28 protein-coding genes are annotated in these 26,272 nt (G+C 41.2%); 22 read left to right on the top strand and 6 right to left on the bottom strand.

Annotated features, from left to right (window positions below; all coding sequences use genetic code 11):
• Positions 1–24: 24 nt before the first annotated feature.
• Both rnjA and B7708_RS06535 read right to left on the bottom strand, forming a co-directional pair.
• Positions 25–1,707 (bottom strand): ribonuclease J1, encoded by a 1,683-nt coding sequence (rnjA, locus tag B7708_RS06540; protein WP_084974588.1) that lies wholly within the window; start codon positions 1,705–1,707, stop codon positions 25–27.
• A 1-nt stretch (position 1,708) separates the two neighbouring features.
• Positions 1,709–1,942 carry a DNA-dependent RNA polymerase subunit epsilon gene (locus B7708_RS06535; RefSeq protein ID WP_000639587.1) on the bottom strand — a complete coding sequence of 78 codons (234 nt, stop codon included), beginning with the start codon at positions 1,940–1,942 and terminating at the stop codon, positions 1,709–1,711.
• Between the two features lie 290 nt (positions 1,943–2,232).
• On the opposite strand from B7708_RS06535, the gene B7708_RS09955 reads away from it, so the two are divergent.
• The 17 genes from B7708_RS09955 (at position 2,233) to dltD (ending at position 16,739) form a co-directional block, all read left to right on the top strand.
• Positions 2,233–2,448, top strand: a complete 216-nt coding sequence (locus tag B7708_RS09955) for a hypothetical protein (protein WP_084974586.1) — start codon at positions 2,233–2,235, stop codon at positions 2,446–2,448.
• Between the two features lie 348 nt (positions 2,449–2,796).
• Positions 2,797–3,480 carry a tRNA (adenosine(37)-N6)-threonylcarbamoyltransferase complex dimerization subunit type 1 TsaB gene (gene tsaB, locus B7708_RS06520; protein WP_084974584.1) on the top strand — a complete coding sequence of 228 codons (684 nt, stop codon included), beginning with the start codon at positions 2,797–2,799 and terminating at the stop codon, positions 3,478–3,480.
• Positions 3,477–3,914, top strand: coding sequence for a ribosomal protein S18-alanine N-acetyltransferase (gene rimI, locus B7708_RS06515; protein ID WP_084974582.1), 438 nt, complete (start codon positions 3,477–3,479; stop codon positions 3,912–3,914). The genes tsaB and rimI overlap by 4 nt, the downstream gene beginning before the upstream one ends.
• The gene (gene tsaD, locus B7708_RS06510) at positions 3,904–4,914 is read left to right on the top strand and encodes a tRNA (adenosine(37)-N6)-threonylcarbamoyltransferase complex transferase subunit TsaD (protein ID WP_084974580.1); all 1,011 of its coding nucleotides are present in this window, start codon (positions 3,904–3,906) and stop codon (positions 4,912–4,914) included. The genes rimI and tsaD overlap by 11 nt, the downstream gene beginning before the upstream one ends.
• A 108-nt stretch (positions 4,915–5,022) precedes the next feature.
• Positions 5,023–5,901, top strand: coding sequence for an XRE/MutR family transcriptional regulator (locus B7708_RS06505; RefSeq protein ID WP_084974579.1), 879 nt, complete (start codon positions 5,023–5,025; stop codon positions 5,899–5,901).
• Between the two features lie 300 nt (positions 5,902–6,201).
• Entirely contained in the window at positions 6,202–6,390 is a 189-nt protein-coding gene (locus B7708_RS06500; protein WP_084974577.1) for a hypothetical protein, read from the top strand.
• A gap of 22 nt (positions 6,391–6,412) precedes the next feature.
• Positions 6,413–7,090 carry a CPBP family intramembrane glutamic endopeptidase gene (locus B7708_RS06495; protein WP_084974575.1) on the top strand — a complete coding sequence of 226 codons (678 nt, stop codon included), beginning with the start codon at positions 6,413–6,415 and terminating at the stop codon, positions 7,088–7,090.
• A gap of 181 nt (positions 7,091–7,271) precedes the next feature.
• Positions 7,272–7,877: a hypothetical protein gene (locus B7708_RS06490; RefSeq protein WP_084974573.1), complete on the top strand. Its 606-nt coding sequence runs from the start codon at positions 7,272–7,274 to the stop codon at positions 7,875–7,877.
• Positions 7,878–8,020: 143 nt separating this feature from the next.
• Complete coding sequence (locus B7708_RS06485; protein WP_142358278.1) at positions 8,021–8,716, top strand: AzlC family ABC transporter permease; 696 nt, start codon at positions 8,021–8,023, stop codon at positions 8,714–8,716.
• The gene (locus B7708_RS06480; RefSeq protein WP_000253912.1) at positions 8,706–9,029 is read left to right on the top strand and encodes an AzlD domain-containing protein; all 324 of its coding nucleotides are present in this window, start codon (positions 8,706–8,708) and stop codon (positions 9,027–9,029) included. Before B7708_RS06485 ends, B7708_RS06480 begins: the two co-directional genes overlap by 11 nt.
• A 102-nt stretch (positions 9,030–9,131) precedes the next feature.
• Positions 9,132–9,965 carry an amino acid ABC transporter substrate-binding protein gene (locus tag B7708_RS06475; protein WP_084974571.1) on the top strand — a complete coding sequence of 278 codons (834 nt, stop codon included), beginning with the start codon at positions 9,132–9,134 and terminating at the stop codon, positions 9,963–9,965.
• Between the two features lie 153 nt (positions 9,966–10,118).
• A complete protein-coding gene (locus tag B7708_RS06470) occupies positions 10,119–10,973 on the top strand; it encodes a MetQ/NlpA family ABC transporter substrate-binding protein (protein WP_084974569.1) in 855 nt (284 codons plus the stop codon).
• A gap of 98 nt (positions 10,974–11,071) precedes the next feature.
• A complete protein-coding gene (locus B7708_RS06465) occupies positions 11,072–12,445 on the top strand; it encodes a M20 family metallopeptidase (protein ID WP_084974567.1) in 1,374 nt (457 codons plus the stop codon).
• Positions 12,438–13,499 (top strand): methionine ABC transporter ATP-binding protein, encoded by a 1,062-nt coding sequence (locus B7708_RS06460; RefSeq protein ID WP_000085680.1) that lies wholly within the window; start codon positions 12,438–12,440, stop codon positions 13,497–13,499. The genes B7708_RS06465 and B7708_RS06460 overlap by 8 nt, the downstream gene beginning before the upstream one ends.
• 1 nt (position 13,500) lies before the next feature.
• Complete coding sequence (locus B7708_RS06455; RefSeq protein ID WP_084974565.1) at positions 13,501–14,193, top strand: methionine ABC transporter permease; 693 nt, start codon at positions 13,501–13,503, stop codon at positions 14,191–14,193.
• Positions 14,194–14,364: 171 nt separating this feature from the next.
• Positions 14,365–15,519, top strand: a complete 1,155-nt coding sequence (gene dltB, locus B7708_RS06450; RefSeq protein WP_084974563.1) for a D-alanyl-lipoteichoic acid biosynthesis protein DltB — start codon at positions 14,365–14,367, stop codon at positions 15,517–15,519.
• A gap of 47 nt (positions 15,520–15,566) precedes the next feature.
• On the top strand, positions 15,567–16,739 hold the full coding sequence (gene dltD, locus B7708_RS06445) for a D-alanyl-lipoteichoic acid biosynthesis protein DltD (protein ID WP_084974561.1): 1,173 nt from the start codon (positions 15,567–15,569) through the stop codon (positions 16,737–16,739).
• A 174-nt stretch (positions 16,740–16,913) separates the two neighbouring features.
• Here dltD and B7708_RS06440 read toward each other — a convergent pair whose 3' ends face one another.
• A complete protein-coding gene (locus B7708_RS06440; protein WP_084974559.1) occupies positions 16,914–17,483 on the bottom strand; it encodes an MptD family putative ECF transporter S component in 570 nt (189 codons plus the stop codon).
• 133 nt (positions 17,484–17,616) lie between these two features.
• Here B7708_RS06440 and B7708_RS06435 point away from each other — a divergent pair, with 133 nt between their 5' ends.
• From B7708_RS06435 to nrdI, 5 genes are all read left to right on the top strand, one after another.
• Entirely contained in the window at positions 17,617–18,231 is a 615-nt protein-coding gene (locus B7708_RS06435) for a YesL family protein (protein ID WP_084974557.1), read from the top strand.
• Positions 18,209–19,879: a sensor histidine kinase gene (locus tag B7708_RS06430; protein WP_084974555.1), complete on the top strand. Its 1,671-nt coding sequence runs from the start codon at positions 18,209–18,211 to the stop codon at positions 19,877–19,879. The genes B7708_RS06435 and B7708_RS06430 overlap by 23 nt, the downstream gene beginning before the upstream one ends.
• A gap of 12 nt (positions 19,880–19,891) precedes the next feature.
• Positions 19,892–21,178: a response regulator transcription factor gene (locus B7708_RS06425; RefSeq protein ID WP_084974553.1), complete on the top strand. Its 1,287-nt coding sequence runs from the start codon at positions 19,892–19,894 to the stop codon at positions 21,176–21,178.
• A 60-nt stretch (positions 21,179–21,238) separates the two neighbouring features.
• On the top strand, positions 21,239–21,772 hold the full coding sequence (locus B7708_RS06420; RefSeq protein WP_084974551.1) for an ABC transporter permease: 534 nt from the start codon (positions 21,239–21,241) through the stop codon (positions 21,770–21,772).
• A gap of 77 nt (positions 21,773–21,849) precedes the next feature.
• Positions 21,850–22,320 carry a class Ib ribonucleoside-diphosphate reductase assembly flavoprotein NrdI gene (gene nrdI / locus B7708_RS06415; protein ID WP_084974549.1) on the top strand — a complete coding sequence of 157 codons (471 nt, stop codon included), beginning with the start codon at positions 21,850–21,852 and terminating at the stop codon, positions 22,318–22,320.
• Positions 22,321–22,404: 84 nt separating this feature from the next.
• On the opposite strand, the gene B7708_RS06410 is transcribed toward nrdI, so the two are convergent.
• The 3 genes from B7708_RS06410 to argS form a co-directional block, all read right to left on the bottom strand.
• Positions 22,405–23,667 (bottom strand): NRAMP family divalent metal transporter, encoded by a 1,263-nt coding sequence (locus tag B7708_RS06410; RefSeq protein WP_084974547.1) that lies wholly within the window; start codon positions 23,665–23,667, stop codon positions 22,405–22,407.
• 197 nt (positions 23,668–23,864) lie between these two features.
• Entirely contained in the window at positions 23,865–24,110 is a 246-nt protein-coding gene (locus tag B7708_RS06405) for a hypothetical protein (RefSeq protein ID WP_000084853.1), read from the bottom strand.
• A 348-nt stretch (positions 24,111–24,458) separates the two neighbouring features.
• Positions 24,459–26,147: an arginine--tRNA ligase gene (gene argS, locus B7708_RS06400; protein ID WP_084974545.1), complete on the bottom strand. Its 1,689-nt coding sequence runs from the start codon at positions 26,145–26,147 to the stop codon at positions 24,459–24,461.
• Between the last annotated feature and the right edge of the window lie 125 nt (positions 26,148–26,272).

Below are 26,272 nucleotides of genomic sequence, written 5' to 3'. Positions count from 1 at the left end.
CGTCTTCGGGGCTGTTTTGTTGATTTATTCTTCTTCATCTGGTGTGAGGATCATCGGGATGATGATTGGTTCACGTTCTGTGTTTTCATAGAGGAAAGGACGAATGGCGTTGACGATGGCGCCATTGACAGATTGGACACTAGCATCCTTGTTTTTCAATGCGATACGAATAGCATTGAAGAGAATGCGCTGGCTTTGGCGAATCAAGTCGCCAGACTCTCTCATGTAGACAAAGCCTCGGCTGAGGATATCTGGACCAGACAAGATCATTTTAGACTTGAAGTCAACAGTAGCGACTGCTAGAACGACACCGTCTTCAGATAGATCACGACGATCTTTGAGGACAGCAGCGCCGATTTCGCCGATACGATTTCCATCGACATAGATGTCTTGGGCATTGAAGTGACCTGCGATACGAGCAGAATCTGCGGTAAGGGCAAGCACATCACCATTGCTCATGATAAAGATATTGTCCTTCTCGACACCAGTATCCACCGCTAGTCCAGCATGGACTTTCTGCATACGGTATTCACCATGGACAGGCATGAAGTATTTGGGCTTGATCAAGCGGAGCATGAGTTTTTGCTCTTGCTGACCACCGTGTCCAGAGGTGTGGATATTGTTGATTTTACCGTGGATAACTTCGACGCCAGCTTCTGAGATAATGTTAATCAACTTGTTGACGCTAGTAGTATTTCCAGGGATTGGGCTAGAAGAGAAGATAACGGTATCGCCGGGTTGGAGTTGCACTTGACGGTGGGTTCCGTTAGCGATACGAGAGAGGGCTGCCATCGGCTCACCTTGACTACCTGTACAGAGGATAAGAACCTCGCCTGCAGGATAGTCTTTGATTTCATTTGGCTCGATAAAGGTTCCCTTAGGAGCTTTGATGTAGCCAAGCTCGATACCGTTGACAATGGCCTTTTCCATCGAACGTCCAAAGACCGCAATCTTGCGTCCAGTCTTAACAGCAGCATCTGTTGCTTGCTGGAGACGGAAGATATTTGAGGCAAAGGATGCAAAGATGATGCGTCCTTCAATGCCTTGGATGATTTTCATGATAGACTGGCCAACGACCTTTTCAGAGTTGGTAAAGGTTGGCACTTCTGCATTTGTCGAGTCAGAGAGGAGACAGAGTACGCCTTCTTCACCAAGGGCTGCCATCCGGTGCAAGTCTGCAGGTTCGCCAACTGGAGTGAAGTCGAACTTGAAGTCACCCGTACAGACGATTTTTCCTTGAGGAGTATGAATGACAATTCCCAAAGGCTCTGGAATAGAGTGGGTTGTTCTAAAGAAAGTTGCCTTGAGATTTTTAAAGGTCAACTCAGTGTTGTGGTTGATTTCGTAAAGTTTGGCGTTGCGCAAGAGACCGTGTTCTTCGAGTTTCCCACGGATCAAAGCCAAGGCAAGTGGTCCAGCGTAGATAGGGACATTTGCTTGCTTGAGCAGGAAAGGAATTCCACCGATGTGGTCCTCGTGTCCGTGTGTGATCAAGACAGCCTTGACGCGGTCGATATTGTCTACGATGTAAGAGTAGTCGGGGATAACGTAGTCGATACCCAGCAAGTCATCTTCCGGGAATTTAATCCCAGCATCGACGATGATAATCTCATCTTGGTATTCAATTCCGTATGTATTTTTCCCGATTTCTCCCAGACCACCGATGGCAAAAACGCCGACTTCTTCAGGTTTAAGAGTGTAGGTCATATTAGAACTCCGTGATCTCGAAAGCGCCAGTTTCTTTTTCGTAATCTAGCAATTTGTCAGACAAGAGTTCGATATACTCGATATTGTACTCTGGGCGATTTTCTTCGACAAGTTGACGAGCAGCGATACGGCCCTCAAGTTCTGAGCTGGCATCGATGTCTAGGTAAAGTGAGCGTGTTGTTTCACGACGTGGGCTACGTTCTTTTGTTTCTTGATAAAAAACTTTGTAAATCATATAGTTCCTTTCTATTTTACAGGTCAGCTTATTCCAAACTTTTAGTAGAGATTTGCTTGATTTCATTCCATTTTGTGTCTAGATTGACCTTGATTCGTTACAATTATTTCAATTATACCACAAAATGAAAAATTAGTAAAAGACGGAAAATGAGAAAGTTGTGAGGGAAAGAGGGGCAAAAAGATAGATAGAATTTGGTTGGAGAGCACTTAGGTGTTATAATGGAAAGAGAAAGGGAAATTTATGGATGGGAACGTTCCCTATAGCTTTTAAAACAAGGAGGATTAAGGATGTTTAGTTTGTTTGAATTTGCGATTGGAGTTCGCCTCTTGATGTTTGTAGTCTTTGTAGCTTGTGTTTATGGAGGAAATCTTATTTTTACATATCTAGAGCACCGAAAAACAAAATTCCTTTGGAAGCTGACCTTTGTAATACTCTACTCTATATTTCTGCTTCTTGTCACCTATGTTGTCTGGTTTGTTTTTCACTTCGGTTTAAATGCTTAAACTTAATTATTCATCTAAATAAACAGATACGAAAAGTTCACCCCGTCTTGATAGAAGGGGCGGATTTTTCTATTTTTAGATGAGCTCTTTATTGTTACGATGATGATTTCTCGCATCGAAAACCGAGTTGAAGCATATATGACTTATCTAAACTTCCTATGAAGGACCTTTCAATTGCCTTGGTTACTTTTCTATTCGGAAAAGATAGAAAAATCTACAACTTTTTTAAAATTTTTGTGCCTTCCTCTTTGTCTAAGTGGCAGGGCTTTTTGTTTGGGAAGAAAGAAAATTCCCATGCGTTGGCTTTTGTAGTATAATAGTAAACAGACAAAAAGATAGGAATGTGTTATGAAAGTATTAGCTTTTGATACGTCCAGCAAGGCTCTTTCTCTAGCCATTTTGGAGGATAAGCAGGTCCTTGCCGAGACCATAATCAATATCAAGAAAAATCACAGTATCACCCTCATGCCTGCCATCGATTTTTTGATGTCGAGTCTGGACCTGACGCCCAAGGATTTGGACCGAATCGTGGTGGCTGAAGGACCAGGTAGCTACACAGGCTTGCGAATTGCGGTAGCAACTGCTAAGACCTTGGCTCATACCCTGAACATTGAGTTGGTTGGTATGTCTAGCCTCTTGGCTCTGGTGCCACGCCAACAAGAAGGCTTACTTGTTCCCCTGATGGATGCGCGTCGCAACAATGTTTATGCAGGATTTTATGAAAATGCCAAACCTGTCATGCCAGAAGCACACCTGTCCTTTGCGGAAGTGCTAGAGCAGGTCAAGGATGCTGAGCAGGTGACTTTTGTTGGAGAAGTCGGTCCCTTTGTGGAGCAGATCCAAGAACACTTGCCACAAGCTAACTACCAAGAGACCTTGCCAAATACAGCTAATCTTGCTCTTTTGGCTTGGGATAGGGAAGCAGCCTCCTTGCACGACTTTGTGCCAAATTACCTCAAACGAGTTGAGGCTGAGGAAAATTGGCTTAAGAATCACACCGAGTCTGGCGAATCTTACATTAAACGCCTATGATTGAAATCAAACGAATTCAACAGCAACCTGACCTGGCTCAAGCCATCTACGCTGTCATGGCAGATGTTTACCCAGTCAGTCCTTGGACGCTGGAACAAATCCAAGCAGACCTGTCCCAAGACCAGACTTGGTATGCTCTGGCTTATGATGGGACAGAAGTGATTGGCTTTCTAGCCGTTCAGGAGAATCTCTTTGAGGCAGAAATCCTGCAAATCGCTGTCAAAGGAGCCTATCAGGGTCATGGAATTGCATCAGCCTTGTTTGCAACATTGCCGACAGATAAGGAAATTTTCCTTGAAGTCAGAAAGTCAAATCATCGAGCGCAAGCATTTTACAAGAAAGAAAAGATGGCGGTCATCGCTGAGCGAAAGTCCTATTACCATGACCCAGTCGAGGACGCCATCATCATGAAGAGAGAAATAGATGAAGGATAGATATATTTTAGCATTTGAAACATCTTGTGATGAGACCAGTGTTGCCGTCTTAAAAAACGACGACCAGCTCTTGTCCAATGTCATTGCTAGTCAAATTGAGAGTCACAAACGCTTTGGGGGCGTGGTGCCAGAAGTTGCCAGTCGTCACCATGTCGAGATCATTACAGCCTGTATCGAGGAGGCTCTAGTAGAAGCAGGAATTACCGAAGAGGACGTTACAGCTGTTGCGGTTACCTATGGACCTGGATTGGTTGGAGCTCTGCTAGTTGGTTTGTCAGCTGCCAAGGCCTTTGCTTGGGCGCATGGTCTACCACTTATCCCCGTTAACCACATGGCTGGCCACCTCATGGCGGCTCAGAGTGTGGAGCCTTTGGAGTTTCCTTTGTTGGCCCTCTTGGTCAGCGGTGGCCACACAGAGTTGGTCTATGTTTCTGAGGCTGGCGATTACAAGATTGTTGGGGAGACACGAGATGATGCGGTTGGGGAGGCTTATGACAAGGTCGGTCGTGTCATGGGCTTGACCTATCCTGCAGGTCGCGAGATTGATGAGTTGGCTCATCAGGGGCAGGATATTTATGATTTCCCTCGTGCCATGATTAAGGAGGACAATCTAGAGTTTTCATTCTCAGGTTTGAAGTCTGCCTTTATCAATCTCCATCATAATGCTGAGCAAAAGGGAGAAAGCCTGTCTACAGAGGATTTGTGTGCATCCTTCCAAGCAGCAGTCATGGATATTCTTATGGCCAAAACCAAGAAAGCTTTGGAGAAATATCCTGTTAAAACCCTAGTCGTGGCCGGTGGCGTGGCTGCCAATAAAGGTCTCAGAGAACGCTTGGCAGCTGAAATCACAGATGTCAAGGTCATTATCCCTCCTCTGCGCCTATGTGGAGACAATGCAGGCATGATTGCCTATGCCAGCGTCAGCGAGTGGAACAAAGAAAACTTTGCAGGCTGGGATCTCAATGCCAAACCAAGCCTCGCTTTTGATACGATGGAATAAAGAGTCAGCTTGAGGCTGGCTTTTTTGCTAAAATATTTTATAATATGTTAAAAAAGTAAAAATTTTTACGAATAGAAGAGTAAAGAGCCTTGCTAAGGGAGTAGGGCGATGATTGAAAAACAGGAATTGGGAGAATTTTACAAGGAATTGCGCCAGGCTAGAAAACTCAAGCAGTCAGATGTAGCTTGTGGTGGACTGACAGCATCCCAGCTATCCAAGTTTGAACTAGGGCAGTCTATGCTGTCTGCGGATAAGTTGATTCTAGCTATCCAAGGGATAAATGTGACCTTTGATGAATTTGGGCACAAGCTCAACAACTATCAAGAATCTCCACATATGAAATTTGGTAGAATGGTTGTCGATCGCTTTGCCCATCAAGATGTGGCTGGCTTAGAGAAACTATTAGAGGAAGTCGAGCAAGAACAGATGGCACATACCTATCGTCGTTTGAATGCCGTCGTGATTAAAAATGCTATCCATTCCTTGGATAAAAACTATCCGCTAGAGGAGGAGGATAGCGAGTTTTTGACTAGCTACCTCTACGCTATCGAGTCTTGGACCTGGTTTGAACTCTATATATTTTGTAACACCATCCCCTTCTTAAGCAACCAAGATCTAATCTTTTTATCAACCTCTTTACTTGAAAAATCCAAGGAATTTAAAGAATTGGCACACAATAGACTGTATATGAAAAGTGGCTATCTGAATATTATCTCAGAGCTCATGGAGCGTAAGCTTTTCTCTTACATCCCAATCTTTGAGTCTGAGTTGGAGAGCATGCTTCGTCCGTATGATGTTTTTGAGAAATTATTGTGGCAATTTTTAAAGAAATTGAGTGTTTTCCTTCAGACCAAGGGAAGAAATCAAAAAGAGATTGAACACTTTATCCAATCTCTGCAAATATTAGAAAATCCACAATTATCAGCACTTTTTGAATTACGTTTCCAGCAGTACAAAGAACTTATCGATGAGCTAGAAATGGAATGATAATAACCCACTCTGAAATGAGTAGAAGCATTAGTTGAATTTTTCTTTTCTTCATATCGCTTCCCTCCTTGTTAATAGCATCTTTATTATACCAGTGAAATAATCAAATCCACAAAAATCGCAAATGTGAAATTTCCATGAGAAAAAATATCAAATATGCGATTTTCTAAAATAAGACAATTTTCGTGTTATACTGTCCTTGTAAGACATTTGAAGCAAATCCTAGGTCGCAGAAGTGGTTTACAAATAAAAATAATTGAAAGAGTGTAAATGATGTTAAATTTACAATTTGCGTAGACAATGGAACTAACGGAAGTGGAGTTGGAGAAGGTTTACGGTGGAAACCTTGTGGTTAACCCAGGTAGTGGAGGTTGGGGAGTTCCAGGAATTTACCCAGGTTGGGGAAATCAAGGAATGAGTCCTAATCGTGGTGCTTTTGATTGGGTTGTAGATTTTGTAGATGGATTGTTTAACCGTCGTAGAAGATAAGGGTGTCAAGGAAAATAATAAGATGAAGAAAATGAAAGAAATGAAATTTCACCTAGCAACTGGACTGTTGATTGTGATTTATTACCTCATTTTTAATGTCATATTAGGTTTAGATTTTACTGATGCCTTGTCTGAAGGTGGTTTTTATAGTTTACAGGTTCTGTTTGTACTAATGGTGGGAACTGTAGCTACAATTATTCTTGTCAAAAGTGAACATTGGAAAGAGTACGGTCGATTCGAGTTTCGTTGGTCCTATCTGGGTATCTTCTTTCTTTCCTTTATATTGATGTTTTTGTGGGTAAATATAACGACTCGGATCTTTCCCAGCACGCAAAATGGGAGTGCAATAGTGAAAGAAGCAGCTAATTTGACAGGAATTAGTTACTTTATAACGCGCATTTTATACGGCAGTCTCATTGCTCCGATAGTTGAAGAGTTGGTTTTTCGCGGGCTTCTGATGACATCCCTAACTAAATTTAAAAAATACTATGTTGACATAATTGTTTCCTCGGCTCTATTCAGTCTTATCCATGTTTTGCAATATGGATGGGTGATAACAGACTTCATCATTTATGCAGGAGCAGGTCTGCTACTCTGTATGCTCTTTCGCTATACACGTTCAATTTATTGGTCAATGGCACTCCACATCTTGTGGAATAGCTTTTTAATTATCGTGAGCTTATTGGTGTTTGGATATTAGATTTAGCAGAAATTTTTACATCACATAGATAAGGCTGGCTTCCCAGTCTTTTTCTTATTATGACGGTTTGTTACTGACTCTTGATCAATTTAAAACAAAAAGAAGCATTTTTAAAATCTAATCACGGAATCCGACTCTATCAAAGTTTGTCAATTCTAGAGTTTTTTTGTATAGTAGAAATATGAAATTTACAAAAATAATCAGTAGTTTACTTGCTCTTGGAGCCTTACTCATGCTTTTATCAGCTTGCCAGAATGTTAAAAAGACACAACTGGTCTTGTTTGAAACACTTTCATTCAATATGTCCCTTAAATCCTTTGAAGAAGTTTTTGGTGAGGCTAGCGAAGTGGTGGAAGAAACAGAAATGGGTTATCGAGATAGCTGGCGTGCTGAAGACCCTTATTTCTATAAAACGGGCCGCCTTTTCTATGATTATGAAAATATTTCTTTGAATGGTTATACAGGTCGAGCAAGATTCACATTTTCAAAATCGCATCGCTTGGAAGAAGCGACAGTTCATATTCCTGTAGCTTCAAAAGGGGAGCAATATGTAATGCTCAACAATCTATCCCAGACTATAAAAAAAGAAATTGAAGCTCTTCCGAATTTTCAATCTGTAACTACCGAGACGGTAGGACTATACGATGACGGCTATCGCTATAAAGTCAAGTTGAAAGGACAAAGGAGAGAATTTTGGATCGATGTTTATCCGACAGAAGATGAAGATGCTAAAGAAATTGAAGATAAAAAGTATACTATTCGGGTGGATCAGTTTAGGATGCATTAATAACACTCATGGGATTTCAGCATTTTTTGCTAGCTACTAGTTTCAAACTCTAAACTTTTTTCTCTTCTTTGAATGTGTTATAATATTTCTTGCTGTGGCTGTGACCTTGAACAGCCTCAAACGAAGAGAATAAGAGGAGAGAGATGAAAGAAAAAGGATTTTGGGAAGGTGTACAGGCGGCTATGCCGACTGCCCTTGGTTATGTCAGCATTGGTCTGGCTTGTGGAATTATCGGCGCGCCCTATGTGACACCTGTTGAGATGGGTTTGATGAGCCTCTTTGTTTATGCTGGGAGCGCCCAGTTTGCAATGTTGGCATTGATTGCAGTACAAGCGCCTGTGGCAGCTATTGCTATGACGGTCTTCTTGATCAACTTGCGCCTCTTTTTGCTAAGCTTGCATGCGTCGACCTATTTCCGTCATACTAGTCTCTGGCAAAACATCGGCATGTCCAGTCTCTTGACAGATGAGACTTACGGAGTTTTGATGGGAGAATTAGCCCATACAGACAAGGTCAATCCCGTGTGGATGCATGGAAATAACTTGAATAGCTATGCGGCTTGGTTTGTGGGGACAGTGGTTGGAACGGCTCTGGGTGGTCTGCTACCAAATCCAGAAATCTTTGGATTAGACTTTGCCCTTGTTGGGATGTTTATCGGGATTTTTACTTCGCAATTTCAGATTATGCAAAGACGGGTCCCTGTCCGCAATCTGCTGATGATTCTAGCTGTTGTTGCGCTGTCTTTCTTTTTGTTCTTGACAGTAGTGACTCAGTCGCTAGCTGTTCTGTTTGCGACCTTGCTAGGTTGTACCATGGGGGTGGTCTTAGATGGTCAGTAAGTATATTTTAATGGCAATCGTCTTTTCTGGATTGGTGACTTGGATTCCCCGTATGATTCCCTTCATCTTGGTTAAGTACAAGGGGTTGCCAGCTATCGTCGAGCGTTTTTTGAAGTTCTTGCCCGTCTCTATCATCTTTGCCTTAATCCTTTCAAGCGTGGTGACAGGCAAGGTTGGGAGCCTTCCTCAAATCAAATGGTTGGACTTTTTAGCAGTCTTTCCAACGGCTTGGGTAGCCTTTCGCTACCGCAATCTAGTTGGCACAGTTCTTTTTGGAGTAGTCTTGATTGCAGTCTTGCGTCTGGTCTTTTAATCGGCCATAAGAAAAACCTATCACCGAGATAGGTATCATATAATGGCGAAAAAAATAATTTTCTGTTAAGATAGTACAGTATTCTATTTTGGAGGAAATGACATGAAAAAAATCGTCAAATATTCATCTCTTGCTGCCCTAGGGCTTGTTGCCACAGGTGTACTAGCAGCTTGCTCAGGCGGAGATAAGAAAGAAGAAGCAGCAACATCTGGCAAAAAAGAAATCGTCGTAGCAACTAACGGTTCGCCAAAGCCATTTATCTATGAAGAAAATGGTGAATTGACTGGTTACGAGATTGAAGTGGTTCGTGCTATCTTTAAAGACTCTGACAAATACGATGTCAAGTTTGAAAAGACAGAGTGGTCAGGTGTCTTTGCGGGCCTTGACGCTGATCGCTACCAAATGGCTGTGAACAACATCAGCTACACCAAAGAACGTGCTGAAAAATACCTTTATGCAGCTCCAACTGCTAAAAATCCTAACGTTCTCGTTGTAAAGAAAGACGATAACAGTATTAAGTCTCTCGATGATATTGGTGGAAAGTCTACTGAAGTCGTTCAAGGAACAACAACAGCTAAACAACTGGAAGACTATAACAAACAACACGCAGACAACCCAACGGTTCTTAACTATACCAAGGCTGATTTCCAGCAAATCATGTCTCGTTTGAGCGACGGACAATTTGACTACAAGATTTTTGATAAAATTGGTGTGGAGACAGTTATCAAAAATCAAGGTTTGGACAACTTGAAAGTGATTGAGCTTCCAAGCGACCAACAACCTTACGTATACCCACTTCTTGCTAAAGGTCAAGATGAGTTGAAATCATTTGTGGACAAACGTATCCAAGAACTCTACAAAGATGGAACTCTTGAAAAATTGTCTAAACAGTTCTTCGGAGACACTTATCTCCCAGCAGAAGCTGATATCAAATAAGTTTGTAAATCATCCATTCTCTGGGAGATGGATGGTTTTCCATTCTGGAGATATATAGTTTCAAACTATATGTCTGCCTATCTAATAACAATTTGCTAAATCAAATAAAGTATGAGATACTATTACGGTATTATTTTTAAAGGAGAAAGAATCATGAAAATCAAAAAATGGCTCGGTGTAGCAGCTATCGCTACAGTCGCAGGTTTGGCTCTTGCAGCTTGCGGAAATTCAGAAAAGAAAGCGGACAATGAAACAGTTGTTAAAATCGCAACAGTTAACCGTAGCGGTTCTGAAGAAAAACGTTGGGATAAAATCCAAGAATTGGTTAAAAAAGATGGTATTAAATTGGAATTCACAGAGTTCACTGACTACTCTCAACCAAACAAGGCAACTGCTGATGGCGAAGTAGACTTGAACGCCTTCCAACACTACAACTTCTTGAACAACTGGAACAAAGAAAACGGGAAAGACCTTGTAGCGATTGCAGATACCTACATCTCACCAATCCGCCTTTACTCAGGTAAAAATGGGGAAGAAAACAAGTACACGAAAGTGGAAGAAATCCCAGATAAGGGTGAAATCGCTGTGCCAAACGATGCAACAAACGAAAGCCGTGCGCTTTACTTGCTTCAATCAGCTGGTTTGATCAAATTGGATGTTTCTGGAACTGAACTTGCAACAGTTGCGAACATTACAGAAAATCCAAAGAACTTGAAGATTACTGAATTGGACGCTAGTCAAACAGCTCGTTCATTGTCATCAGTTGATGCTGCCGTTGTAAACAATACCTTCGTTACAGAAGCAAAATTGGACTACAAGAAAGCACTTTTCAAAGAGCAAGCTGATGAAAACTCAAAACAATGGTACAACATCATCGTTGCGAAAAAAGATTGGGAATCATCACCTAAAGCTGATGCCATCAAGAAAATTATCGCGGCTTACCACACTGATGAAGTGAAAAAAGTTATCGAAGAAACATCAGACGGTTTGGACCAACCAGTTTGGTAATAAGACACAGGGAGGTGGGAGAGAGTTTCCACCTCTTACTTTTGTCTAGAGCATGGATTGTAAAGAAGACTATAGGTTCATAGAAAGGTAGAGAGAATATGGTTTTTCCTAGCGAACAAGAGCAGATTGAAAAATTTGAAAAGGATCATGTGGCCCAGCATTATTTTGAAGTCTTGCGCACCTTAATTTCCAAGAAATCAGTCTTTGCCCAGCAGGTTGGACTCAAGGAAGTCGCAAACTATTTGGGTGAGATTTTTAAGCGTGTAGGGGCTGAAGTGGAGATTGATGAGACTTATACGGCTCCCTTTGTCATGGCGCATTTCAAGAGTTCGCGTCCAGATGCTAAGACCTTGATCTTCTATAACCACTATGACACCGTGCCAGCGGATGGTGACCAGGTGTGGACAGAGGATCCTTTTACCCTTTCTGTGCGAAATGGCTTTATGTATGGACGTGGGGTTGACGACGACAAGGGGCATATCACGGCTCGTTTGAGCGCTTTGAGAAAATACATGCAACACCATGATGACCTACCTGTCAATATTAGCTTTATCATGGAAGGGGCAGAGGAGTCTGCTTCCATGGATCTAGATAAGTATTTAGAGAAACACGCAGACAAACTTCGTGGGGCGGATTTGCTGGTATGGGAACAAGGTACAAAGAACGCCTTGGAGCAGCTGGAAATCTCTGGCGGAAACAAGGGGATTGTGACCTTTGATGCTAAGGTGAAGAGTGCGGATGTGGATATCCACTCGAGTTATGGTGGAGTTGTGGAGTCAGCACCATGGTATCTTATCCAGGCCTTAAGTAGTCTGCGTGCAGCAGATGGCCGTATCTTGGTAGAAGGCTTGTACGAGGATGTTCAAGAGCCAAATGAACGAGAACTAGCCTTGGTGGATACTTACGCCCAACGCAATCCTGAGGAAATCAGTCGCATTTACGGCTTGGAATTGCCTCTCTTACAAGAGGATCGTGCAGCCTTTCTAAAACGTTTCTTTTTCGAGCCAGCCCTCAATATCGAAGGAATCCAGTCTGGTTATCAAGGTCAGGGTGTTAAGACTATTTTGCCAGCAGAAGCTAGTGCCAAGCTAGAAGTTCGTCTGGTTCCTGGCCTAGAACCGCATGATGTTCTGGAAAAAATTCGGAAACAGCTAGACAAAAATGGCTTTGATAAGGTAGAATTATACTATACCTTGGGAGAGATGAGCTATCGAAGCGATATGAGCGCGCCAGCCATTCTCAATGTCATCGAGTTGGCCAAGAAATTCTACCCTCAGGGCGTATCGGTCTTACCGACAACAGCGGGAACAGGACCTATGCATACGGTCTTTGATGCCCTAGAGGTACCAATGGTGGCCTTCGGTCTAGGGAATGCCAATAGCCGAGACCACGGTGGAGATGAAAACGTGCGAATCGCAGATTACTACACCCATATTGAATTAGTAGAGGAGCTGATTAGAAGCTATGAGTAGAGATATTATTAAGTTAGATCAGATCGATGTGACTTTTCATCAGAAGAAGAGAACCATCACAGCGGTCAAGGATGTGACCATTCACATCCAAGAAGGGGATATCTACGGAATCGTTGGATATTCTGGAGCAGGGAAATCAACCCTTGTACGGGTGATTAACCTCTTGCAAAAGCCATCTGCTGGGAAAATTACCATTGACGACGATGTGATTTTTGATGGTAAGGTTACCTTGACGGCAGAGCAGTTGCGTCGCAAACGTCAAGACATTGGGATGATTTTCCAGCATTTTAACCTCATGAGTCAAAAGACAGCAGAGGAAAATGTAGCCTTTGCCCTCAAACACTCTGGACTCAGCAAGGAAGAAAAGAAAGCCAAAGTAGCTAAGTTGTTAGACTTGGTTGGCTTGGCGGATCGTGCTGAAAACTACCCTTCTCAACTTTCTGGAGGGCAAAAACAGCGTGTGGCTATTGCGCGTGCCTTGGCCAATGATCCAAAAATCTTGATTTCAGATGAGTCAACGTCTGCCCTTGACCCTAAGACAACCAAGCAGATTTTGGCCTTGTTGCAAGATTTGAACCAAAAATTAGGCTTGACTGTTGTCTTGATTACGCATGAAATGCAGATTGTCAAAGACATTGCTAACCGTGTGGCAGTTATGCAGGATGGCCGTTTGATTGAAGAAGGCAGTGTCCTTGAAATCTTCTCAGACCCTAAACAACCTTTGACCCAGGACTTTATCTCAACAGCTACAGGTATTGATGAAGCCATGGTCAAGATTGAGAAGCAAGAAATCGTAGAGCACTTATCTGAGAACAGTATCTTAGTACAGCTCAAGTATGCAGGAGCTTCGACAGACGAGCCACTTTTAAATGAATTGTACAAGCATTACCAAGTAACGGCCAATATCCTCTATGGAAATATCGAAATTCTCGACGGCACTCCAGTCGGAGAATTGGTTGTGGTCTTGTCAGGTGAAAAAGCAGCGCTAGCAGGTGCTCAAGAAGCTATCCGCCAAGCGGGTGTCCAGTTAAAAGTATTGAAGGGAGGACAGTAAAATGACAGAGTTTATTCAAACTTATTTACCAAATGTCTATAAAATGGGCTGGGATGGTCAAGCAGGCTGGGGAACAGCCATTTACCTAACTCTTTATATGACAGTTCTTTCCTTCATCATCGGAGGGTTCCTGGGGCTGGTGGCAGGTCTTTTCCTCGTCTTGACAGCGCCAGGTGGTGTCTTGGAAAATAAGGTTATCTTCTGGATTTTAGACAAGATTACCTCTATTTTCCGTGCGGTTCCCTTCATCATCCTCTTGGCAATCTTGTCTCCACTTTCTCACTTGATTGTGAAGACTAGTATCGGGCCAAATGCAGCTCTTGTGCCACTTTCTTTTGCGGTCTTCGCCTTCTTTGCCCGTCAGGTGCAAGTGGTCTTGGCTGAGCTAGATGGTGGTGTCATTGAGGCGGCTCAAGCGAGCGGAGCGACCTTCTGGGACATCGTGGGTGTTTATCTATCGGAAGGTCTTCCAGATTTGATTCGTGTGACGACTGTGACCTTGATTTCACTAGTCGGTGAAACAGCTATGGCTGGTGCGGTCGGAGCTGGTGGTATCGGTAACGTAGCCATCGCTTATGGATTTAACCGTTTCAATCACGATGTGACAGTTTTAGCAACCATCATTATCATCTTGATTATCTTTACGATCCAGTTCTTGGGAGATTTCTTGACCAAGAAATTAAGTCATAAATAAAAAGAGCCGAATGGCTCTTTTTTGTTCTAGGAAGCTGCCAACAGGGGCATTTAAAGTTTTTAAATTATGGTATAATAGATAAAGCTAACTCTCTCTAGTGATAGGATAGGAAAAAACTAGAAAGATAAACCTTGAAGCGAGATGAGAAAATGAAAAAGGAGTTCGGTTGATATGAATTATTTCGAGGGGAATGAGTTTTTCCTTCTCTTGTTTGTAGTTTTACTGATTGGTTTTGTGGTAAACTTTTTTGAAAAACGTAAGGACTACTATATTTTGGCCCTCTCCCTCTTATTCGCAGGAGCTATCTATGGTAAGAGTCGAGCGATGATTGTCTATTTGCTCGCCTTTATCGTTTACCAGTATTTTCTGGTTTTTCTAGCACAGAGGATAGAAGCAAAGCGGCTGAAACCTCTGGTTTTCCTTTCTATTTTTCCCTTGGTGATCAATAAAGTTTTTGCCCTGACTTCTCTGCATTTGTTGGCCTTTATTGGAATTTCTTACATGTCCTTTAAGACCATTCAGATCATGCTAGAAATATCAGATGGCTTGATCAAAGAAAAAATCAGTGTAAAAGATTACTTACAGTTTTTGCTCTTTTTCCCAACAGTTAGTGCTGGTCCGATTGATCGGAGTAGGAGATTTTTAAAAGAGATAAACGAGGTCATGCCTCGAAAAGAGTATCTGGAGTTAGCAGGGGACGGTGTGTATCGTATCGTTCTAGGTCTTCTTTACAAGGTTGTTTTATCAACCTATGTTTACCAGATGTTACTCGCTCTAAATAATACTGGCACAGTCGTTTACTCAATCAAGTATATGTACCTCTATACCTTGTATCTGTTCTTCGACTTTGCAGGCTATAGTCTAATGGCTGTTGGAAGTAGTAACATTCTAGGTATTCAGACACCGATGAACTTTAACAAACCTTTCTTGAGTGTCGATATCAAGGATTTCTGGACCAGATGGCATATCACCTTGTCTACCTGGTTGAGAGATTTTGTATTTTCAAGAGTATTGATGCAGGTTATCAGGAAAAAATGGTTTAAAAATAGGCTACACAATGCAACCTATGCCTATATGGTCAATATGTTGGTCATGGGTTTTTGGCATGGTCTTAGTGTTAGCTACATTGTTTATGGTTTTTATCACGGTGTCTTGATGGCTGGATTTGAAGTGTATCAAAAGAAAAGCAATTTTTATAAGAAAAATAAAAACAAAAACTGGTATAAGCTGCTAAGTTGGTTTGTGACCATGAATTTGGTTATGATTGGTTTCTTTATCTTTTCAGGTGAACCCTATAAAATCTTACTGACGATTTTAAAGAGATAAGAGATTGAAAAGAAATCGGCTAGATCGAAGGGATAGGATAAAACGAGATGATTAAATTAAAAGCATTTTTACTATCGCTTGTGCTCGTAATTGCGACGCTTGCCCTTTTAAATGTGACCTATGTCAAGAAGATTGATGATTATTATAAAGTCAAGGATAACAGTATTCGCTATAGCACCTCGTATGAAAAGTATAAAAGTAGAGACATTCTAACAAGCAATATCACCCCCAATACACTGGTTCTAATGGGTTCCTCAGAGTTAGTTGCGACGATAAATGAAGACTATCATCCAAATAAAATTTTTAACTACAACGATTTTAATATCATGCAGATTGGGACCAGTTATTCTCAAAACATCATTCAGGCTACGACCTTGGGTTCTATTGAAGGAGCTATGACCAAGCGAAAAGTAGCTATAGTAGAGTCTGTTCAGTGGTTTGAAAAAGATGGAACCCATCAAGATGCTTTTTTGAATAAAGCTTCCCAAGAACATATTTTCCACATGTTAGATAATGACAAGATTAGTAAGGAAACGAAAGAAAAACTAATCAATCGCATTATTGAGATTACCAAGGGGAACAAGCAACAAAATGACATCTACAAAAAATATAAAAGTTATTTCATAGATGGAAAAGGAACCATTGTTGATAAAAAACTATTAGAGTTCGAGAACGCGATGTATTCCTTTAAGCTCAAACAGACTTTTTATCAAAAACATGCCAAATCAGATTATCCTTCGTTAGGAGACAAAACCCCAGACTATGATTGGGAGCAGCTGACCAAGAAATTTGTAGAAGAGGTCAAAAAGAAAACAGACAATAATGACTATGCTGTTGATAATAACTACTACAATACTTACTTAAAAGATCGCTATGCATCGCTAAAAGATTCCAATAAAGATTTGAGCTACCTAGAGTCACCAGAGTATTCAGATATGGAACTCTTCTTGACAGTTGCTAAAGAATTGGGCATTGAAGTTGAGGTTATTATTTTCCCAGTAAACGGGAAATGGAATGATTACACAGGTGTCTCAAGAGAGATGCGAGAAAAAACTTATAAAAAAATAGAAGATGTCGCAAAAAGCCATGGTGCAACCGTATTAAACTATGGAAACAGAGAGTATGATGATTACTTTTTATTTGACGTGATGCACGTTGGAGTGAAAGGATGGATGGAAGTTGAAAAAGAACTTTACAAATTTGCAAACCAAGCTAACTAACACACATCGTTTAATCTTGTGGACACTATTTTTTTATACGGTTATCTTGAGCATCGTGGTTTACTGTTTTGTGACCGATTTTTCGAATATTCAAGAATTTATCTATAGTGAATTTTAAGATTGTATACAAAAAGGCCCTGAAGCTAGGCATTGCTAGTCTTCAGGGCTTTTACCTTATAGTTTATCAGCTATTTTTTGACTTAGAAATTGCCCAACCACAGCCCCAATCAAGGCACCTAGGAGGATGCTTGAAACAAAGAGAAGGATTTTGTCCAACTCTGGAGCGACCATGATACGGTCAATGTATTCTTGGGATTTTCCACGCGCGAGTAAGGTAGCCACGTAAGCTTTGGGACGGATCCACATGAGGAAGATAGGGCCACTTGTACTAAAAGCAAAGACGAGGAAGGAGAGGGTGTTTTTGATTCGATCTTTGTAATTGCCGAGATGAGCGATGGCATCTGCTGCAAGACCACAGGCGATAGCTGGTAGAAAAGCGCCAGCGCCGTGTTTACTAGCTAGAAAAAAGAGAGCCATAAAGAGTCCGAGAGTGGTAATCGCTCCAAAACGAGGAACCTTTGCCAAAAGAAGCATGTAGACACTGCCACCGACAAGGGCAGAAAAGGCAGGCGCGTAGAACATATTGCCCGTTGAATCGACCAAGTGTCCAAGTAATACTCCGATTCCTAGACAGAGGAAGTAGAGGACGACGGCTAAGAGGGTAGTTAAGATATTTTTCTTCATGAGAATCTCCTTATATAAAACTGTCAAAATCAATTGTATCACGCTTTTAGAGGATTGTAAATGGGAGCTCTATGTTTTTGAAAACGTTTGAAATATGATATAATAGTTACATAGTTGTTTTAAGGAGGATATTATGGGAAAGTTTCTAGAATTCGTCTTTAATCGTTTCTTTTTAGGAATGATTGCGACGGCTTTTTTCTGGTTATTCACACTAGCAGGAGGTGTAGTCTTTGGTTTGGCACCAGCTAGCGCAACCCTTATGAGTTTATATGCGGAGCACGGTTATACTTATCGAGCATATCATTTGAAAGAAGCTTGGGAATTATATAAGAGTAACTTTGTCAAGAGCAACCTAGCTTTCTACAGTTTTGTACTTGTGGATCTAGTCTTAGTCTATGGTTTGTACCTTTTGGTTCAATTGCCCCATCAGACTATCTTCCATCTCTTGGCAACCTTTCTCAATATCCTTGTTGTTGCCTTTGTTTTTTTGGCTTATACCGTTTCATTGAAACTACAAGTTCACTATGAGCTCTCTTATCGAAATACTGTAAAACTCGCTCTTATCGGAATTTTTATGAATTTGCCGGCAATTGCCAAGGTTTTATTTGGTACAGTCATGCTTGTAGGAATTGGTTACTATATGCCTGCCCTCCTCTTTTTCGTAGGGATTGGTGTATGGCATTTCTTTATCAGTGATATGTTGGAACCCGTATATGAAAGTATCCATGAAAAATTGGCGACAAAATAAAATGAAGCCGTTCTGGCTCCACTCGCTCTTGCGCATCTATACCTTGGTGATGATTGCCATCATTGCAAGCTTTGCGGTCATGCTCTCCTATGCTGACTGGAGTTCCCGTGAAAAAGAAGCCCAACGAGTAGCTCAACGTGTGACGACTCGGACAGTGAGTGAGGTTGAATATTACCATAGAGAGTCGACTCAGCTAGCGCAGGAACTGGTTGAAAATCGAGCACGGATTGAAGGGATTTACAAGTATTTTAGTCTGAGTACATCGGATTATTTTTACTGGCTGTTGCAACGTAAAGCGTCTCCCTATGTCTCAGTATCCTTGTATGAAAACATTGATGATTTGTATGTAAGAAATGACTTTGTGGCAGGTGTTGCAATTGTTTTGCAAGACTACAAGGAAGTCTACGTTTCCACTAGAGAGAAACGTAGCGGAGAGAAAATTCTTGCTGAGGATTTCAAACCAGCAGCCAATAGTTTTGCCATACCAGTACTTGATCCTAACTCCGATCAGTCTCTAGGTGTTATCTACATTTCTTTATCGCAGGATGTACTTTACCAAGCAATTGATAATACTCGCGGTCTGATTCCTGTGGCCGTGACGATCACTTCCCCTTTTGATACTGAATTGTTTCATATAGGGGAAAATGTAGTAGCTGAACGGGAAAATTGGATTGTTGGTTTGACATCACATGGCTATCAAGTCAAATCAGCTGTTCCTAAAAATTTTGTTCTTACTGGGACTTTAACTAGTTCCGCTGTTATTGTTGGTTTGAGTGTTCTCTTTATTATTATTTTATATGTGACCTTGAGGCAGACCTTCTCCAATTACCAAAGGCAGGTTGTGGACTTGGTGGAGTCTATCGAGGTTATTGCTCAAGGAGAAGAGGGACTTCGGATCGATACTTCTAAAAAAGACCAAGAGTTGCTTCTCATTGCAGAAACCACCAATGATATGTTGGATCGACTGGAAAAAAATATCCATGATATCTATCAGCTAGAGCTCAGCCAAAAGGATGCCAATATGCGAGCCCTACAGGCTCAAATCAATCCTCACTTTATGTACAATACTCTGGAGTTTTTACGGATGTATGCCGTCATGGAAAGCCAAGATGAACTGGCGGATATTATCTATGAATTTAGCAGTTTACTACGCAATAATATCTCCGATGAGCGGGAAACGACGCTGAAGCAAGAATTAGAATTTTGTCGCAAATACAGCTATCTCTGTATGGTGCGTTATCCAAAGTCAGTTGCCTATGGTTTTAAGATTGCACCCGAATTAGAAAATATGAGGATTCCCAAGTTTACGCTCCAACCATTGGTAGAAAACTACTTTGCCCACGGTATTGACCACCGCCGAACAGACAATGTGATCAGTATCAAGGTTTTGAAGGGCCAAGGTTTTGTTGAAATCCTAGTGGTAGACAATGGTCGCGGGATGACTGCTGAGAAACTAGCTAGCTTGCAAGAAAAACTAACTCAGAGAAGTTTTGAGCACGAGGCAAGCTATAGCGGAGAGCGGCAGTCAATTGGAATAGTAAATGTACACGAACGCTTTGTTCTCTACTTTGGAGATCGCTACCAAATCAGTGTAGAGTCAGCTGAGCAAGAAGGTGTTCGTTACCGTATTACTATTCAAAATGAATAGAAAGGAAGGGAAATGTATAAAGTTTTATTAGTAGACGACGAGTATATGGTGACAGAGGGGCTCAAGCGATTAATCCCCTTTGAAAAATGGGATATGCAAGTCGTCGCAACAGCTAATCACGCAGATGATGCTTTAGACTATGTCAAGGAAAATCCAGTAGATGTGATCATTTCCGATGTCAACATGCCAGATAAGACCGGACTTGAGATGATTAAGGAAATGAAGGAGCTGCTTCCAGATACCTATTATATCTTGCTGTCAGGTTATCAGGAATTTGACTACGTTAAAAAAGCAATGAATCTTAGTGTTGTGGATTATCTGGTGAAGCCAGTGGATAAGGTGGAGTTGAGTCATCTATTAGAAAAAATTGCGCGACAGCTTCAAGAAAAGGTGGAGCAAAGCCAAACTCTCAGCCAAGAATTGGATGAGGCAGGATTTACTAACTACCTGTCAGGTAAAGACAACTGGTGGATAGGTCTTTCCAAGGAAAAGCAAGGATCCTTCACTATTCCTTACTATGTTTTAGGTCAAGACTGGCAGATTTTTATCTCTGATCAACCACTAGATGGAATCGTAGTAACGCCTTTTGTAGCGCCCTACCAACAAGCCTTTGAAAAATGGAAGATCAACGCAGAAAAAGCCCTTTTCTACGGTTCAGTTAATCTAGAAAAATCCGAGAGTTTGTTTGCTTATTACGAGCCGATTTATCGGGTGATTATCCAAGGGAATATCAATCAAATCATCGAGGAATTAACCCTGCTGGAGAAGGTTGTTTTGGAGAATACTCCGCGCGTGGCCATCACGAAGCAACTTTTCACTCAGTTTGTCATGGATGTCTTCCACTTGTTTGAGCACTTAAAAGCGGATGATATGACCGAGATTGTCAAAGCCATCCATGCTATTAACTCCTTTGAAGAATTGGTTGCCTACATCAAAGAAACCTTGACTAAGTTCTTTGGCCAGTACCGCATGAATGAAAACGTGGTGAGTGTTCTAGAGGTTATCGGCCGTGATTATCAAAAAGAGTTATCACTTAAGGATATCAGCAAAGATCTCTTTATCAATCCTGTCTACCTCGGTCAGTTAATCAAGCGAGAAACCAACTCAACCTTCGCAGAATTGCTCAACAAACAGCGGATTAAGGCAGCGCAACAGCTCTTGCTTTCAACCAATGATAGTATTGAAGATGTTTGCTATGCTGTTGGTTACAGCAATGTTGGATATTTCTACAAGGTCTTCCGTAAATTGTGCGGAAAATCACCAAAAGCTTATCGCAAACAAGTCGAAAGTTCCCTGTAAAACTTGTATTTACATACAAAAAATGCTATAATGTTCAAAATACCTTAAGGAGGAAAAATTATGAAAAAGAAACCAATTTATCTTTGGGTTCTATTAGTCCTATCAGCATTGATTTCAGCTATGTCTTTGTTTGGAATACTAAGTCCAGTTCCCAGTAAAGAAACACTAGGTGCCAGTCAAGCTCAAGTTCAAGGTGCTAGCGCCCAGCAACTGGAGGATACGATTAATTATCTACATAAGACAGCTGAATTATCGCATTCGACTGTTAACATCGTTTTGATTATTTTATCTGCGATTTTAGTAGTCGCAGGTATTGTGCTCTTGGTTCGTAATCATTTGCAATATGCAAATTATGCTTACATTGCTTATGTTTTGCTTGCCATTGTTGGTTCGATTTATACTTATATGGGTATGCAAGATGCTGTACAAGCCATCCGTGATGAAACTTTGCGACTAGGAACAGAAGTCCTTGGAAAGGGAACAACGATTTTATTTGTTGTTATCAATGTCCTCTTCCTTGCCATTGTCTTTTACAAGATGTGGCGTCAACAAAAAGATTTGTCTGAGGAAGTCGAAGCAGAAGAGGCTACCTAAGTATTGACAAAAGGGAACTATCAAGTTACAATCTTGTTAGTTCTTTTTATATCGTAAACATAAAAATCGAGGTTAACATGAAAAAAATATCCTTAGTGTATATCAGTTTGAGCGGGAATACAGAGAGTTTTGTAACTCGACTTAAGGACTATCTCTTGTCTCAGTACGAAGGGATTGAGGTCCAAAAGATTCATATCAAGGATCTGGTCAAGGAAGGTCAAGAATTATTTGAGATGGATCATCCTTATGTCGCCTTTTTACCGACCTATCTAGAAGGTGGAAATGGTATCGATAACGGAGATATTGAGATTTTAACGACTCCAGTGGGCGACTTTATCGCCTATGGAAACAATGCCAGTAAGTGTTTTGGGGTAGTTGGCTCTGGTAATCGCAATTTTAATAACCAATACTGTCTGACTGCCAAGCAGTACAGCCAGCGCTTTGGTTTCCCTGTATTGGCTGACTTTGAAATGAGAGGAATGCTGGGAGATATTAAAAAGGTCGCAGCGATTATCGCGGACTTATATGGATTGGACTCAGAAAGTTAGAATCGTTCAAGTAGGCAGTTGGATTTTCTCAACTGCCTTTTGAATGCAGAAAAAAGCACCCAGACGAGGGTGCTACTTTGTGAACTAACCTGCTTTTCCGATGGCAAGTGCATAGATAAAGAAGATGGCAAATCCAAAGAGGAAAATCAATCCTGCGATAGCGAGGAGTTTTAGCCAAGAAGGAAGATTTTTATTTTCACCTGTCACCAACACATAGTTCAAAAGGGCAAAGAATGGTGTTGTAAGAAAAGATCCAATCATGGCAAAGCGGAGCATGGTTGAAACTTGACCGGCAAAGAACTTGATGATGACGATACCAATGATAGCTGTGATGGTCATCCAGATGTTCAAAGATTTACGATTATCCTTTTTTTGATTTGCCAAGAGTTGAAGGGAGGCCTGGTTGACACGTGAATAGCCATCGATGACAGTAATGACTGTCCCAAAGATACAGAGGAAAGCGATGAAGGTAATCAAATATCGAGACCATTCGCCAAGGACAGAGGCATACATGCCCACAAATTGCGAGATGTATTTGGCAGATGCAGCTTCAACTGCTTGACCTGTAGGATACTGAATGAGTGCTCCGAGTGCCACAAAGAATACAGCGAGGATAGCCGTTCCAATGTAACCAACGTTAAAGTCGAAAAGGGCGTCCTCTGTATTAAAGTTAACGGTTTTTTTCTTTTCGGCTGACCAGAGTGAGTTGATAGCTGAGATTTCAATAGGGGCAGGCATCCAACCTAGAAGGGAAACGATAAAGGGTAGGGCTGCCATTTGCCAAGGTGTTTTCTCGATAAAATCAGAGCTGTATTCTGGGTGCTTAACGGCAGCAATGATGACGGCAAGAACAGTTGCAATAGTCAAGGCAGACATGATCCATTTTGCCATACCGTCCAATAGTTTGTAGCCACCAAAGAGTAACATAGCCCAAATGACCGCAACAAGGATGAGGGACCATTGAGTGATGCTAAGACCGATCATTGGGAAGGCACTGGCGATGATAGCTGAGCACAGAATGGCAACACCAGCTGTGTTGACCATAGCTGAAAAGACATTGAGGATAAAGAAAATCCAGAGATAGAGTTTTCCTTTTTCAGCATAGCCTTCCACCAAGGTTTTGCCAGTGTCGGCAGTATATTCGGCACCAAAACGGAAAAATGGATATTTAAAAACATTGGCCAAGATAACCAAGAGGAGTAGTGACCAACCATAAGAACCACCAGCTTGAGTAGAGGATACAATGTGAGAACCTCCAACGGCAGCAGAAGCCATTAGGATTCCTGGCCCCATTGCCTTTAGTTTGCTTGCCCAGGTAGACTGGTGTGATGAAGTAACTTGTGACATAATAAACACTCCTATTTTTGAATTTTCAGAATAATCTGAATAGATAGCTACTATTCTACAAGAAACTTATGAAAAATGCAAGAGAATTTTTGAAAAATTTAGAAAATTTCAGAAAAATCATATGAAAGATATGATTATCACAAGGAAATGGTATTGATGGGAGTAAAAAATCCGAGAAGAAAGCTTCTCGGATTCCCTTATTTCAGTTGCTCAGTGATTTCCTTAGAAAGCAGGAGTCCCAAACGGTAACCTTTATTGATGTAGTCAATCACATCATTGATATTTTCCGTTGTTTGGATCCTTTCGCGTATGTCTGTTTTGAAAGCTTCGTCCTTCAGAAGCTGTTCCTGAAGGAGTTGTTGAAGTTTTTCTTTTTCGTACTTATTGATGAGAAAAAGAACGACAAGACTGATAAGAACTAAGATATAAGCATACTGGCTCATAAAATTTCTCCTGGTTTGATAAAAAAGTTGATGACATAAGAAAAGCGAAAGAAACATTTCGCTTTTCTATTAGGTGACTAGAATTGCATGGCAGGCATCCCGCACAAGAGACTAGATAATTCGATGATATACTTGAAAGGTCTAGTTTTTTATTATTATGACATAAACAAATCGCTGTTTATTTATGTGAACTAGTGAAGCGCCTAGCCAAATCACCATAGTTACGACGTCATGGCCTCTAAATCGATTATATTTAGGGGTCATGACTAGTGAAGCAGTTAGCTAGTCCGCATAAAAGCGGCTAGTGTCTAACAATTAGGAACTTTAGTTCCAATTGTTAGTACTGAATCACATCTTCTCTGGTGCTTCTACTCCAAGCAAACGAAGGGCTTCTTTGAGAACAACAGCTGTTGCGTAGCTGAGGGCTAGACGGCTGTCACGCTCTGGACTTTCATCCAAGATACGAGTGTGGGCATAGTATTTATTGAAGGCTTGAGCCAAGCTGATTGCATACTTGGCAATGAGCGATGGATCATAGTTGACAGATGCGCGTTTGATGACACGGGCAAAGTCTTGGAGAAGTTTGATAATTTCCCAGCTTTCAGCATCATTTAGACTGTAACTTGCTTGAGCATTTGGTTGGAAATCGGCTTTTCTAAGTAGAGACTGAATACGTGCGTAAGCGTATTGGATATATGGACCAGTCTCACCTTCAAAGGAAACCATTGCTTCCAAATCAAAGTCATAACCATTTCGACGGTCAGTCTTCAGATCGTAGAATTTGACAGCTCCAACCCCAACAGCTTGGGCGATTTGATCCTTGTTTTCGAGGTCAGGATTTTTCGCTTCGATTTGTGCTTTGGCACGGCTGATAGCTTCCTGAAGGGTAGGTTCGAGCAGGATGATATTTCCCTTACGAGTAGAGAGCTTTTGGCGATTTTTGGTTACAAGACCGAAGTCCACGTGAACCATATCGTCACTCCAAGCAAATCCCATTTTCTTTAAGACAGCTTTCAACTGTTTAAAGTGGTTGGATTGTTCTTGACCAACTGCGTAGATATTTTTAACAAAATTGTAAGTACGTGCACGGTAGATAGCTGTCGCAATATCACGTGTGATGTAGAGGGTTGCACCGTCAGATTTCTTAATCATAGCAGGTGGAAGTTCAACATCATCGAGGTTAACAATGCTAGCTCCGCGTGATTCTTCTAGCAAACCTTTTTCTTCAAGGATTTGCACGGCTTCGTCCATCTTGTCATTATAGAAGGCTTCCCCGTTTAAGCTGTCAAATTCAACGTTTAACAGTTTGTAAATGCGGTTGAACTCAACCAAACTTTCATCACGGAACCATTGCCAAAGTTGAGTTGCTTCTGGATCGCCATCTTCCAATTTTTTAAACCAGAGACGTCCCTCATCATCAAGAGCTGGGTCATTTTCGATTTCAGCATTGATGCGAACGTACAATTTCAACAATTCGTCAATTGGATTAGCTTCTACGGCTTCCTTACTTCCCCATTTTTTATAGGCAACCATGAGAAGACCAAACTGTTTACCCCAGTCTCCAAGGTGGTTGATTTTAATAGTGTTGTAGCCCATTTTCTTAAAGATATTAGAAAGAGCATCTCCGATAACAGTTGAACGTAAGTGACCTACTGAGAAGGGTTTTGCGATGTTTGGACTTGATAGGTCAATCGTGATATTTTGCTCTTTGCCTTCCGTTTGTTGAGCGTAGTCAGATCCTTTTTCGATGATCTCTTTGATAACTGCTTCAGAAATGGCAGATTTATCAAGGAAGAAGTTGACGTAAGGACCAGTTGCAACAACTTTTTCAAAGGCTTGGCTGTTGATTTTTTCAGCGATTTCAGCAGCAATTATTTGAGGGGCTTTGCGTTCGACTTTTGCAAGTGAGAAAGCAGGAAAAGCGATATCTCCCATGTCAGAGTTTTTTGGTTGTTCTAATAAATTGAAAATAGCCTCTTGATCCAGGCTATCAATGACGCTAGCCAATTCACTAGCAATCAGTTTTTTTGTACTCATAGGTAGGCTCCTTTTGGACTTTTATTCTATTTTATCATAAATTTAGTGAAAGAAGAAAGATTTTTTTGAATTATTCAGTTTTTTTGGTATAATTATATCTAAAAATAAACCCGAAATCGGTTATA

The sequence above is a fragment of the Streptococcus oralis subsp. dentisani genome (assembly GCF_002096615.1).
Lineage (GTDB): Bacteria > Bacillota > Bacilli > Lactobacillales > Streptococcaceae > Streptococcus > Streptococcus oralis_U.
Note: the sequence above shows the minus strand (reverse complement) of the source record. Positions and strands in the feature narration are given on the sequence as shown.